The sequence below is a fragment of the Methylobacterium ajmalii genome, from assembly GCF_016613415.1.
GTDB classification, from domain to species: domain Bacteria; phylum Pseudomonadota; class Alphaproteobacteria; order Rhizobiales; family Beijerinckiaceae; genus Methylobacterium; species Methylobacterium ajmalii.
Genome location: NZ_JACWCT010000020.1, coordinates 40621 through 52653, shown reverse-complemented (window position 1 = coordinate 52653; position 12033 = coordinate 40621). Strand labels below are relative to the sequence as shown.

Here is a 12033-nt window from a genome sequence, read left to right as displayed (position 1 = left end):
GCCACCGGCCGGGCCGGCGGCGCGCTCGCGGGCGGCCTGATCGGCGCGGCCGGCGGCGCCGTGGTCGGCGCGGCCACCGCCCCCCAGTGCCCCTACGGCACCTACCGCGACCCCTACGGCAACGTCTACTGCCGCTGATCGCGACCGCCTGAACGCACCCGGCGGATCGGCCGCCGGGTGCGCTTCCACATTCCGCGAACGGCCCGGGGGCGCTACAAGGGCGGCATGACGCCCGCGCCTCCCCGAGTCCCTGCCCAAACCCCCGCCTCCCTTGGCTGCCCGACCGCTGTTCGGAGGCCGGCATGAGCCAGGGCGTCTGGACCCAGGGCGTGTGGGGCAAGCTCGGCGGCGCCGGCCTGGGCCTTGCCGCCGGCGGACCGCTCGGGGCGCTCATCGGCGCGGTGGCCGGCCATTTCCTCCTCGACCGCGAGGGCTCGCTGCTCGGGCCCACCCCCCGCGAGGTGGTGTTCACCACCGGGCTCGTCGCGCTCGCCGCCAAGATGGCGAAGTCGGACGGGGTGGTGACGCCCTCCGAGGTCGCGGCCTTCGCCGACATCGTGCAGGTGCCGCAGGACGAGCGCGCCGGGGTCGAGCGCCTGTTCGATCTCGCCAAGCGCACCACCAGCGGATTCGAGGGCTATGCCCGCCAGGTCGCCGAGGCCTTCCGCGACGAGCCGGCGCTGCTCGAGGACGTGCTCGACGGCCTTTTTCACATCGCCAAGGCGGACGGTGCGATCCACGAGAGCGAGGCGCGCTACCTCGCCGAGGTGGCGGCGATCTTCGGCTTCGACGATGCGCGCTTCGCCGCCGTCACGGCCCGGCACGTCCGCCTCGCCGACGATCCCTACGAGGTGCTGGGCGCCGCCCGCGACCTGACCGATGCAGAGCTGAAGGCGCGGTACCGCGCGCTCGTCTCCGAGAACCATCCCGACCGGGCGATCGCCCGCGGCCTGCCGCCCGCCGCCGTCGCCATCGCGACCCGGCGGCTCGCCGCGATCAACGCCGCCTACGACCGCATCGCCGCCGAGCGGCACCTGAGCTGATTTGATGAGCCTTACCCCCGACAGCCCGGTCGCCACCCAGGTGGTGCCCTCCCCCAACCACGACGAGCGGACCCTGCCGGTCGACGCGCTGATCCTGCACTATACCGGGATGGCGAGCGGATCGGAGGCGCTGCTGCGGCTCTGCAACCCGCTCTCCAAGGTGTCGTCGCACTACCTCGTCCTGGAGGGGGGCCGGGTGGTGCAGATGGTGCCGGAGGCCCGCCGCGCCTGGCATGCCGGCCTCTCGGCCTGGGAGGGCGTGCGCGACATGAACTCGCGCTCGATCGGGATCGAGATCGCGCATCCGGGCCACCGCGACGACGGCACCGTGGCACCGTTCCCGCAGGAGCAGATGGCCGCGGTGACGGCGCTCTGCCGCGACGTCCTCGGGCGCTGGCCGATCCGCGCCGACCGGGTGCTCGGGCATTCCGACATCGCGCCCGAGCGCAAGATCGACCCGGGCGAGAGTTTTTCCTGGGAAAGCTTGCACCGCGACGGGATCGGCCACTGGGTGCCGCCCGCGGCGATCCGCGACGGGCGCTTCTTCTCGGAGGGCGATGCCGGCCAGCCGATCGAGGCGCTGCAATCGATGTTCGCACTCTACGGCTACGACGTGCCGGTGAGCGGCACCTTCGATGCCCGGACGAAGGCCGTGGTGACCGCCTTCCAGCGCCACTTCCGCCCGGCGCGGGTCGACGGGGTGGCCGACGCCTCGACCATTACGACCCTGCGCGACCTGCTGGCGGGCAAGCCGGCGTAACGAAAAAAAGGGGGCGCTCGCGGCGCCCCCTCGATGCTCACCCGTGGCTGCTGCCGAGCCGCTCGCGCGGCGTCTCGGCATGGGCCTGCGGCGGTACGGCGACCGGTGCCTCCGCCGCGCCGCGGGTGCGCCACAGGCTGTAGATCACGCCGCCGGCGAGCAGGACCACCGTCACCACCAGCGCCACCCAGGGCTGGATCTCGATCAGCTCGAAGGTGTCGGCGATCACGATCTTCAGGCCGATGAAGATCAGGATCAGGGCCAGCGCGGTCTTGAGGTAGGCGAAGCGGTCGACCATCGCGGCGAGCGCGAAGTAGAGCGCGCGCAGCCCCAGGATCGCGAAGATGTTCGAGGTGTAGACCACGTAGGTGTCGGTGGTGATGGCGAAGATCGCCGGCACGCTGTCGACGGCGAAGATCACGTCGGCGCCGTTGACCAGCACCAGCGCCATGGCGAGCGGGGTCAGCCACAGCACCGGCTTGCCGGTCTTCGGGTCCGGCCGGCGGGTGGTGAAGTTCTGGCCGTCGAGCTCGTCGGTCACCCGCATGTGCTTGCGCATGAAGCCGGTGAAGCGGTCGGCGGACTTGTTCTCGCCCTCCTCCTCGTCGCCCGAGACCAGCATCTTGATGCCGGCATAGATCAGGAAGGCGGCGAAGATCGTCAGCACCCACTCGGCCTGGTGGACCAGGGCAGCGCCGAGTCCGATCATCAGGCCGCGCAGCACGATCGCCGCCAGGATGCCCCAGAGCAGGACCCGGTGCTGCGCGTTGCGGGGGATGCCGAGATAGCCGAAGATCACCGCGATCACGAAGACGTTGTCCATCGACAGCGACTTCTCGACCACGAGGCCGGCGAGGTATTCCTGGCCCGCCTGCGGCCCGATGTACCACCAGACCCAGCCGCCGAAGAGGAGGCCGAGGGTGAGGTAGAAGGCCGTGAGGAGCAGGCTCTCCTTCACGCCGATCTCGCGGCTCTTGTCGCGGTGCAGGAGGCCGAGATCGAGGGCGAGCAGGATGAAGATGACGGCGTGGAAACCCAGCCACATCCACACGGGCTTGCCGAGCCACGTCATGTACAGGAAATCGACCATCGCGGGACCGTGATGCTTCAAGGAGGAAAGCATCGGCTCCGACATCACGAGCGCGAAAAGCGCAGCTCGCCAGAGGGGCCCGCAGCCGATGAGAGCGACTTATGTCCCCGATGGCGGCGGATCAAGGGCAGGCCCGGCCGGCCCCCCCGCACTTATTTTCTCCGTGCTGCCGACACGGCAGGTTGACAGGGCCGCCGGGGCACGGCCTTGGGGCGTCCCATGAGCGAGATCGATGGTGGTGCGCGCGGCCCGGGGAATGCGGCCCGCGCGGCGGTGATCGGCGGCGGGCCGGCGGGTCTCGCGGCGGCTGAGGTCCTGGCCGAAGCCGGGCTGGCGGTCACGGTGATCGAGCGGATGCCCTCCCCCGCCCGCAAGCTGCTGATCGCCGGGCGCGGCGGCCTCAACATCACCCACAGCGAGCCGCTGGAGCGGTTCCTGGCCCGCTACGCCCCGGCCGAACCGCGGCTCGACGCGGCGATCCAGACATTTCCGCCGCAGGCCCTGCGCGACTGGTGCGCGGGGCTCGGCCAGCCGACCTTCGTAGGATCGAGCGGTCGGGTGTTTCCCGAGGCCTTCAAGGCCTCGCCGCTGCTGCGGGCCTGGCTCGCGCGCCTCGCCCAGTCCGGCGTGACCCTGCGCACCCGCACCCGCTGGACCGGCTGGGACGCGGACGGGGCGCTGAGCCTCGCGGGCGAGGCCGGCCCCGAGAGCCTGCGGGTGGACGTGGCCGTGCTGGCGCTCGGCGGTGCGAGCTGGCCGCGCCTCGGCTCGGACGGCGCCTGGGTGCCGGTGCTGGCGGCCGAGGGCGTGGCGGTGCGCCCGCTTCGACCGGCCAATGCGGGCTTCACGGCCGCGTGGTCGCCCCTCTTCGCCGAGCGCTTCGCCGGCGCGCCGCTCAAGCGGATCGCCCTCGGCCTCGGGTCTGAGACGGTGCGGGGCGAGGCGGTGATCACCCGCGACGGGATCGAGGGCGGGGCGGTCTACGCCCTGTCGCGGCCGATCCGCGAGGCGATCGAGGCGCGCGGCGAGGCGGTGCCGACCGTCGACCTGCGGCCGGACCTCGACGGGGCGTCGCTCGCCCGCCGCCTCGCCGGGGCGCGGCCGAAGGAATCCCGCGCGACCGTGCTGCGCAAGGCCGCGGGCCTCTCCCCGCCGGCCGCCGGGCTGCTGCGCGAGGCGGTGCGCGACCTGCCGGCGGATCCCGCGGCGCTCGCCGCGCTGATCAAGGCGGTGCCGCTGCGGCTCACCGGCCTGCAGCCGATCGCGCGGGCGATCTCGAGCGCCGGCGGCGTCGCCTTCGCGGACCTCGACGCGCGGTTCATGCTGCGGGCGCGCCCCGGCACGTTCCTGGCCGGCGAGATGCTCGACTGGGAGGCGCCGACCGGCGGCTACCTGCTCCAGGCGAGCTTCGCCAGCGGCCGGGCGGCCGCGAGGGGCGTGCTGGACTGGCTCGCCGTGCGGTGACGCGTCCTGACATCCCGGGGACGGAACATCGATGATCCGGTCCGGGCGACACCCTCTTGACGTCATCCCGGGGCCGCGCAGCGGAACCCGGGATGACGGTGAGGATGCCGATCCGGCGGAGGAAGTCGACGGATCGATCAGAGCTTGGCGCAGAACCCGACCATGCCGGAGCTGTCGGGCGGGCACATCGCTACCGCCTCGCCGCTCTCGCGACGGGTGAAGGTGGGGTTGCCGCCGCGCAGGCAGTAGGACGACACGAAGGTCTCGCCCTCGTCGCAGACGAGCTCGCAATGCGGCTTGGCGCAGCCGTCGGTGCGCAGCATCCGGAACGGCGACGCACCCGTCGCGGCCGCGGCCTGCGATCCGGCCTGACCCGGGGTTCCAGCCGGACCCTGCGGGCCGGCCGGCCCCTGCTCGCCCTTCGGCCCGGCCTCGCCCCGCGCGCCCGCCGCGCCCTTCGCACCTGCCTCGCCCTTGGGACCCGCCTCGCCCTTGGGACCGGTGTCACCCTTGGGACCGGCGTCACCCTTGGGACCGGCGTCACCCTTGGGACCGGGCTCGCCCTTCGGACCCATATCGCCCTTCGGACCCGCCGGCCCGGCGAGGCCGGCGACGCCCTGCGGCCCGGTCGGGCCCGGCTCGCCCTTCGCCCCCGGCGCGCCGGTGGCGCCGCAATTGGCGATCGCGATCTCGCGGGAGGCCTCGCCGGCCTTGAGCGTCGCGACGCAGTTCTGCGGCACGTAGGGCACCTTCAGGGTGAAGCGCCCGCGCTTGTCCGAGGTGACCGGGATGTCGTCGTCGAGGGTGACCACCACCCCGGCCTTGCCGACGCTGCCCGACACGGTGAGGTCGCCGGCCTCGATCCGGGCATCCCAGACCGTGATGGCGGATTGCCCCGCCGGGGCGGCGCGCGAGCCCGCGGGCTGCGGCTGCGCGAGGCCCGCGCCGGACAGGACGGCGCAGGCGGGCAGGACCGCGGACAGGATCAACGCAGCGCGGAGAGGACGCATCGGCTAGCCCCAGAGGCGTGACGGACGGGCCCGCGCTCGAGACGAACCGGATCGGCGGGCGCCGCACCTTGGGGTGCCGCCAAGCTGCGGTCAACTACGCAGGCGCCCGCCGGATCGCCCCCGTCAGGCCTCGTCGTCGAGCACGCCCTCGAGGGCGTAGTGCCGCACGGTGTGCCGGTTGGCGATCAGCTCGTCGATCGTCGGCTCGCCCTTCAGCGCCCGGGCGATGGCGAGCTTCGTCGCCTCGTAGTTGGTGCGGTAGAGGTCCTTGCGGTCGAGGTTCGGGTCCTCGGGGCAGCGCGGGTCGAGCCAGATCATGATGATCATGCACAGCTCGTCGAGCCCGTCGCGGGGCAGGATGCCCTCGATGATGCAGTCGACGATGGCGTCGCCGGTGGCGGCCTGGACCACGCCGCCGAGGAGCTCGACGTATTCGGCGGTGTGGATCGTCGCCTTGGTGGTCATCATCGTGGCGGGGCGGACGAGCTGGTTGAGGTCGCGCACCACGAACATCCGGGTGTGGCCCTGGACCTGGCCCATCATCGAGGCGAAGGCCTGGCCGACCGGGCCGCGCACCGAGCCGATCAGCACCTCGGGCATCGCGTCGGTGTACTGCCCCTCGGCCGCCAGCACCGTGGCCTCGCCGGTGCGGAAGATGATCTCGCTCATGGTTCGATTCCTCGCTTCGGATCCCGGCGCGGGTCGACCACGGCGGCGGTCGCAGCGTCAACCGCGGCGAACCCATCGACCTGTCCGGAAATTGGTCTATAGGGCCGGGACGGGTCCCGATGGCCCACAGAGCTGATGCGGACGGATGAGCGACCGAGACTGGACCCTGCGGGTGACGCCGACCGAGGCGGGCGTGCGGCTCGAACTGGACCTCGCCGACCTCGACGGCGCGCCGGTCACGGCGGCGATCGCCCTCGACAGGGCCGAGGCCCGCCACTTCGCCCGGGCCATGCTGGCCGCGGCCGGCGATGCCGCCGAGCGCACCTTCCCGCACCCGCCGCTCGCCGACGAGGCGTGATCGCCGGCGGCGCGAGCCGTCAGTACCGGCCCGGCAGGCGCGGCACCTTGGTGCCGGGCTTCTCGATCGGCTCGGCGCAGGAATAGACGAACTCGGTCTGTAGGTCGGTGAACACCGTCTCGCCGACGATGGTGCAGGTCTCCCGCGCCGTCTCCTTGAGGTAGGTCGCGGCGGCCTCCGAGAAGCGGCGCCGGCGGGTCAGCGCCGGGTCCTTGCCCTCCAGGCCGCAGCCGGCGATCTCCCGCAGGCTGTTCGAGACGATCAGGACCTTGCGCTGCTGGCGCTGGTCGTAGACCTCGTAGGGATCGTTGCAGCCGATCGTCACGACCTGGGGCGGCAGGCCGACATAGGTCTTCGAGATGTAGGAGAATTCGGTGCAGCCGGCCGCCGCCGCGACGGCGCCCGCCACGGCGACGAGGGCGAGCCTCCCTGGTCCTGTCCGCATCCCCGATCCTTCCCGCATCCTCAAGCCCAGCTTTGAGCCGGGGCGGGCGCGGCGGTCAAGCCCGGGTCAGGAGGTGGGCTCGTCCTCCTTCACCGCGTCGTCCACTGAGAGGTCCGGGGGAAAGGAAAAGGCGCGGGTTTCCCCTCTCCCCGCGGGCGGGGAGAGGGTCGCGTCCCCGTCCAGGGGATGCGACAAGCCCGAAGGGCGAGGGTGAGGGGGTATCCACGGATATGGCTCCTCCGGCGTCGCCCCCTCACCCTCGCTCCGGCTTTCGCCTGCGCTCCTTTCGCCCCCGGCAAGGGGGGCGAAAGCCTCTCCCCGCCCGCGGGGAGAGGAGAAACCCGCGCTATGGTCGTCTCGGAGTTTTCTTAGAGAGCCGTGCGTCGTCCGACGGACCGCCCCCTCAAGGCAAGCGCCCCCTACTCCGCCGCCACGCGATAGCGCGCCGTATCGTAGTTCAGCACCGGCCCGAGCCAGCGCTCGATCTCGGCCACGTCCATCCCCTTGCGGGCGGCGTAATCCTCGACCTGGTCGCGCTCCACCTTGGCGACGCCGAAGTAATGCGCGTCCGGGTGGGCGATGTAGAGGCCCGAGACCGAGGAGCCCGGCCACATCGCGTAGGACTCGGTGAGCTTCACGCCGATGCGCCGCTCGGCCTGGAGCAGGTCGAACAGCGTGACCTTCTCGGTGTGATCGGGCTGGGCCGGGTAGCCCGGGGCCGGGCGGATGCCGGCATAGGGCTCGGTGACGAGCTCGGCCGGCGAGTAGGCCTCGTCGGACGCATAGGCCCAGAACTCCCGGCGCACCCGCTCGTGCATCCGCTCGGCGAAGGCCTCGGCGATGCGGTCGGCCAGCGCCTTGACCAGGATCGACTTGTAATCGTCGTTCTGGCGCTCGAAGCGCTCGGCGATCCGCACCTCTTCGAGACCCGCCGTGACGACGAAGCCGCCGACATAGTCGGGGAGCCCGGTTTCGGCCGGCGCCACGAAGTCCGACAGGCAGGTATTGGGACGCCCGTCGCGCTTCGAGAGCTGCTGGCGCAGGCCGTGGAAGGTGGCGAGCGTCTCGGTCCGGCTCTCGCCGGTGAACAGCCGGATGTCGTCGCCGATCGCGTTGGCCGGCCAGAAGCCGATCACCGCCTTCGGGTTGAACCAGCGCTCCTCGACGATCTGGCGCAGCATGGCCTGCGCGTCCTCGAACAGGGCGCGGGCGGCCGGCCCCTGCTCGGGGTCGTCGAGGATCGCGGGATAGCGGCCCTTGAACTCGTAGGTCTGCAGGAACGGCGTCCAGTCGATATAGGGAACGAGCTCGGCCACCTCGTAGCTGCGAAAGATCCGCGTGCCGGTGAAGGTCGGCTTGACGGGCGTATAGGCCGACCAGTCGGCCTTGAAGGCATTGGCGCGGGCCTTCGCCAGGGCCAGGCGCTGCTTGTCGGCCTCCGAGCGGGCATGGGCCTCGGCGACGCGCTTGTACTCGGCCCGCACCGTCTCGATCGTCTGGCTCTTGGTCTCGGGCGAGAGCAGGTTCGAGACCACGCCGACGGCGCGGCTGGCATCGGTCACGTAGACCGCCTGGCCCTTGGCGTAGGCCGGGTGGATCTTCACCGCGGTGTGGACCCGGCTCGTCGTCGCGCCGCCGATGAGCAGCGGCACGTCGAAGCCCTCGCGCTCCATCTCGGCCGCGACGTGGACCATCTCGTCCAGCGACGGCGTGATGAGGCCGGAGAGCCCGACGATGTCGACGTTCTCCTTGCGCGCCGTATCCAGGATCTTGGCTGCCGGCACCATCACGCCGAGATCGATGATCTCGTAGTTGTTGCAGGCGAGCACGACGCCGACGATGTTCTTGCCGATGTCGTGGACGTCGCCCTTCACGGTCGCCATCAGCACCTTGCCGGCGGATTGCCGCCCGCCGACGCCGCCATTGGCCGCCTTCTCCGCCTCCATGAACGGCATCAGGTAGGCCACCGCCTGCTTCATCACGCGGGCCGACTTCACCACCTGCGGCAGGAACATCTTGCCCGCCCCGAACAGGTCGCCGACCACGTTCATGCCGGCCATCAGCGGGCCCTCGATGACGTGGAGCGGACGGGCGGCCGCGGCGCGCGCCTCCTCGGTATCGGCCTCGATGTACTCGGTGATGCCGTTGACGAGCGCGTGCTCCAGGCGCTTCTCGACCGGGGCCTCGCGCCAGGCGAGGTCGGCGGTCTTGTCGCGCGCCTGCCCGCCGCCTTCCTTGAAGCGGGCGGCGGCGTCGAGCAGGCGCTCGGTCGAGTCCTTGCGGCGGTTGAGGACCACGTCCTCGCACAGCTCGCGCAGCTCCGCCGGCAGCTCGTCGTAGACCGCGAGCTGGCTGGCATTCACGATGCCCATATCCATGCCGACCTTGATCGCATGGTACAGGAACACCGCGTGCATCGCCTCGCGCACCGGCTCGTTGCCGCGGAACGCGAAGGACAGGTTCGAGATGCCGCCCGAGATGTGGGCGTGGGGCAGGGTCTCGCGGATGATCCGGGCCGCCTCGATGAAGGCGACGCCGTAGCCGTCATGCTCCTCGATGCCGGTCGCCACTGCGAACACGTTGGGATCGAAGATGATGTCCTCGGGGGGAAAGCCGACCTGCTCGGTCAGCACCTTGTAGGCGCGGGTGCAGATCGCGACCTTGCGCTCCAGCGAATCGGCCTGGCCCTGCTCGTCGAAGGCCATCACCACCACGGCGGCGCCGTAGGAGCGGCAGATCCTTGCCTCGTGGATGAACTTCTCCTCCCCCTCCTTGAGGGAGATCGAGTTCACGATCGCCTTGCCCTGCACGCATTTGAGGCCGGCCTCGATGACCGGGAACTTCGAGGAATCGATCATCACCGGCACCCGGGCGATGTCGGGCTCGGCGGCGACGAGGTTCAGGAACTCGACCATGGCACCTGCTGAGTCGAGCAGGCCCTCGTCCATGTTGACGTCGATGATCTGGGCCCCGGCCGCGACCTGGTCGCGGGCGACGTCGAGCGCCGCCGCGTAGTCGCCGTTGGTGACGAGCTTGCGGAAGCGGGCCGAGCCGGTGACGTTGGTGCGCTCGCCGACGTTCACGAACGGGATCTCGGGCGTCAGCGTGAACGGCTCGAGGCCCGACAGCCGCATCAGCGGCTTCACGCTCGGCACCCGGCGCGGCGCCTTGCCGGCGACCGCACCGGCGATGGCCCGGATGTGGTCCGGCGTGGTGCCGCAGCAGCCGCCGACCATGTTGACGAGGCCGCTCTCGGCGAACTCGCCGACGAGCCTGGCCATCGCCTCAGGGCTCTCGTCGTAGAGGCCGAACTCGTTCGGCAGGCCGGCATTCGGATAGGCGCAGACCAGCGTGTCGCAGGTGCGCGAGAGCTCGTCGATATGGGCGCGCATCTCGCGGGCGCCGAGCGCGCAGTTGAGGCCGAAGGTCAGCGGATCGGCGTGGCGCAGCGAGTGCCAGAAGGCGGTCGGGGTCTGGCCCGACAGGGTGCGGCCCGAGAGGTCGGTGATGGTGCCCGAGATCATGATCGGCAGGCGGATGCCGGTCTCCTCGAAGACCTGCCAGGACGCCGCCACCGCCGCCTTGGCGTTCAGCGTGTCGAACACCGTCTCGATCAGGATCAGCTCGGCGCCGCCGGCGATCAGGCCGCGGACCTGCTCGGCATAGGCCTCGCGGACCTGGTCGAAGGTCACGGCGCGGTAGCCCGGATTGTTGACGTCCGGCGAGATCGACAGGGTGCGGTTCGTCGGGCCGATGGCGCCAGCGACGAAGCGGCGGCGCCCGTCCTGCTTCTCGGCGAGGACCGCGGCCTCGCGGGCGAGCCGCGCGCCCTGCGCGTTCAGCTCGTGGATCACCGATTCCATGCCGTAATCGGCCTGGGCGATGGTGGTGCCCGAGAACGTGTTGGTCTCGACGACGTCGGCGCCGGCCAGGAAGTAGTCGAGGTGGATCTGCCGGATCGCGTCCGGTTGCGTCAGGATCAGGAGGTCGTTGTTGCCCTTCTGGTCGTGGGCGTGATCGCGGAAGCGCTCGCTGCGGAAATCGGCCTCGGTCAGGCCGAGGCGCTGGATCACCGTGCCCATCGCCCCGTCGAGGACGAGGATTTTTTCCGCCGCGCGCCGGCGCAGGGCGGTCAGGATGTCGGCACCGTCGGCGGGGCGGAAATCGGTCATCGGGATGGGGTTCCAGAAGGTCGGTCGAGGTATGGAATCGGTCCGGGCCGCGTCATGCGGCCCGGAAGACTGTCAGCGATGTCGAGACGTCCGGGGATCAGGCCGCCGCCTTCTCCGCCGCCGCCGGCGCCGCACGCAAGCCCAGCAAGTGGCAGATCGCGTAGACGAGGTCGGCGCGGTTCATGGTGTAGAAGTGGAAGTCGGTGACGCCGCGGTCGACGAGGTCGAGCACCTGCTCGGCGGCGACCGCCGCGGCCACCAGCTTGCGGGTGGCGACGTCGTCCTCCAGCCCCTCGAAGCGGGCGGCGAGCCAGTCCGGCACCGAGGCGCCGGTACGGCGGGCGAAGTTCGCGGCCTGCTTGAAGTTCTGCACCGGCAGGATGCCGGGGATGATCGGGATGTCGATCCCCCGCGACTGCACCCGGTCGAGGTAGCGGAAGAACAGGTCGTTGTCGAAGAAGAACTGGCTGATGGCGCGGTCGGCGCCGCAATCGACCTTGGCCTTCAGCGCGTCGAGGTCCTGGTCGAGGGAACCGGCCTCGGGGTGGCGCTCCGGATAGGCCGAGACCGAGACCTCGAAGTCGCCGATGCGCTTGATGCCGGCGACGAGGTCGCAGGAGCGCTCGTAGCCGCCCGGATGCGCCGTGTAGGCGGTGCCGACCCCGTCCGCCGGGTCGCCGCGCAGGGCCACGATGTGGCGCACGCCGGCCTCGTGGTAGGCGCGCACCACATCGTCGACCTCGCCCTTGGTGGCGGCCACGCAGGTGAGGTGGGCGGCGGGCTTCAGCTCGGTCTCGCGCACCAGGCGCGACACGGTGTTGTGGGTGCGCTCGCGGGTCGAGCCGCCGGCGCCGTAGGTCACCGAGACGAAGCTGGGGCCGAGCGGCGCCAGGCGCTCGATCGACGACCACAGGGTCGCCTCCATCTCGGGGGTCTTGGGCGGGAAGAACTCGAACGATACCCGGATCGGGCGGCGGCTCTCGCGGCTCGGGCGGAAGGCGGTGGGGTACATCGGCGGCCTC

At 71.3% G+C, this 12033-nt stretch carries 10 protein-coding genes; 4 read left to right on the top strand and 6 right to left on the bottom strand.

The annotated features are described in order from the left end of the window. Window positions 1–302: 302 nt before the first annotated feature. Window positions 303–1043 (top strand): J domain-containing protein, encoded by a 741-nt coding sequence (locus HPY23_RS03460; protein WP_060849814.1) that lies wholly within the window; start codon window positions 303–305, stop codon window positions 1041–1043. A 4-nt stretch (window positions 1044–1047) separates the two neighbouring features. Further along, the gene (locus HPY23_RS03455) at window positions 1048–1803 is read left to right on the top strand and encodes an N-acetylmuramoyl-L-alanine amidase (RefSeq protein ID WP_091882634.1); all 756 of its coding nucleotides are present in this window, start codon (window positions 1048–1050) and stop codon (window positions 1801–1803) included. Window positions 1804–1840: 37 nt separating this feature from the next. Here HPY23_RS03455 and HPY23_RS03450 read toward each other — a convergent pair whose 3' ends face one another. Continuing rightward, entirely contained in the window at window positions 1841–2893 is a 1053-nt protein-coding gene (locus tag HPY23_RS03450; RefSeq protein WP_060850816.1) for a TerC family protein, read from the bottom strand. Window positions 2894–3112: 219 nt separating this feature from the next. On the opposite strand from HPY23_RS03450, the gene HPY23_RS03445 reads away from it, so the two are divergent. Next, on the top strand, window positions 3113–4357 hold the full coding sequence (locus tag HPY23_RS03445) for a TIGR03862 family flavoprotein (RefSeq protein WP_060849812.1): 1245 nt from the start codon (window positions 3113–3115) through the stop codon (window positions 4355–4357). Between the two features lie 137 nt (window positions 4358–4494). Here the strand turns inward: HPY23_RS03445 and HPY23_RS03440 are convergent, their stop codons facing one another. Together HPY23_RS03440 and HPY23_RS03435 are read right to left on the bottom strand one after the other, a co-directional pair. Beyond that, on the bottom strand, window positions 4495–5367 hold the full coding sequence (locus tag HPY23_RS03440) for a collagen-like domain-containing protein (RefSeq protein ID WP_091882637.1): 873 nt from the start codon (window positions 5365–5367) through the stop codon (window positions 4495–4497). Between the two features lie 123 nt (window positions 5368–5490). Continuing rightward, window positions 5491–6036 carry a formaldehyde-activating enzyme gene (locus HPY23_RS03435; RefSeq protein WP_091745349.1) on the bottom strand — a complete coding sequence of 182 codons (546 nt, stop codon included), beginning with the start codon at window positions 6034–6036 and terminating at the stop codon, window positions 5491–5493. A gap of 145 nt (window positions 6037–6181) precedes the next feature. Here HPY23_RS03435 and HPY23_RS03430 point away from each other — a divergent pair, with 145 nt between their 5' ends. Beyond that, on the top strand, window positions 6182–6394 hold the full coding sequence (locus tag HPY23_RS03430; protein ID WP_060849809.1) for a hypothetical protein: 213 nt from the start codon (window positions 6182–6184) through the stop codon (window positions 6392–6394). 19 nt (window positions 6395–6413) lie between these two features. Here HPY23_RS03430 and HPY23_RS03425 read toward each other — a convergent pair whose 3' ends face one another. The 3 genes from HPY23_RS03425 to metF form a co-directional block, all read right to left on the bottom strand. Next, window positions 6414–6839, bottom strand: a complete 426-nt coding sequence (locus HPY23_RS03425) for a hypothetical protein (protein ID WP_060849808.1) — start codon at window positions 6837–6839, stop codon at window positions 6414–6416. A gap of 419 nt (window positions 6840–7258) precedes the next feature. Continuing rightward, window positions 7259–11011 carry a methionine synthase gene (metH, locus tag HPY23_RS03420; protein WP_091882640.1) on the bottom strand — a complete coding sequence of 1251 codons (3753 nt, stop codon included), beginning with the start codon at window positions 11009–11011 and terminating at the stop codon, window positions 7259–7261. A gap of 97 nt (window positions 11012–11108) precedes the next feature. Further along, on the bottom strand, window positions 11109–12023 hold the full coding sequence (gene metF / locus HPY23_RS03415) for a methylenetetrahydrofolate reductase [NAD(P)H] (RefSeq protein ID WP_091745344.1): 915 nt from the start codon (window positions 12021–12023) through the stop codon (window positions 11109–11111). Window positions 12024–12033 lie beyond the last annotated feature (10 nt).

Excerpts from the sequence above, each read along its gene's own strand:
- HPY23_RS03460 (WP_060849814.1), top strand. The coding sequence starts at position 303 with ATGAGCCAGGGCGTCTGGACCCAGGGCGTGTGGGGCAAGCTCGGCGGC.
- HPY23_RS03435 (WP_091745349.1), bottom strand. The coding sequence starts at position 6,036 with ATGAGCGAGATCATCTTCCGCACCGGCGAGGCCACGGTGCTGGCGGCC.
- HPY23_RS03445 (WP_060849812.1), top strand. The coding sequence starts at position 3,113 with ATGAGCGAGATCGATGGTGGTGCGCGCGGCCCGGGGAATGCGGCCCGC.
- HPY23_RS03450 (WP_060850816.1), bottom strand. The coding sequence starts at position 2,893 with ATGGTCGATTTCCTGTACATGACGTGGCTCGGCAAGCCCGTGTGGATG.
- HPY23_RS03440 (WP_091882637.1), bottom strand. The coding sequence starts at position 5,367 with ATGCGTCCTCTCCGCGCTGCGTTGATCCTGTCCGCGGTCCTGCCCGCC.
- metH (WP_091882640.1), bottom strand. The coding sequence starts at position 11,011 with ATGACCGATTTCCGCCCCGCCGACGGTGCCGACATCCTGACCGCCCTG.
- HPY23_RS03430 (WP_060849809.1), top strand. The coding sequence starts at position 6,182 with ATGAGCGACCGAGACTGGACCCTGCGGGTGACGCCGACCGAGGCGGGC.
- metF (WP_091745344.1), bottom strand. The coding sequence starts at position 12,023 with ATGTACCCCACCGCCTTCCGCCCGAGCCGCGAGAGCCGCCGCCCGATC.
- HPY23_RS03455 (WP_091882634.1), top strand. The coding sequence starts at position 1,048 with ATGAGCCTTACCCCCGACAGCCCGGTCGCCACCCAGGTGGTGCCCTCC.
- HPY23_RS03425 (WP_060849808.1), bottom strand. The coding sequence starts at position 6,839 with ATGCGGACAGGACCAGGGAGGCTCGCCCTCGTCGCCGTGGCGGGCGCC.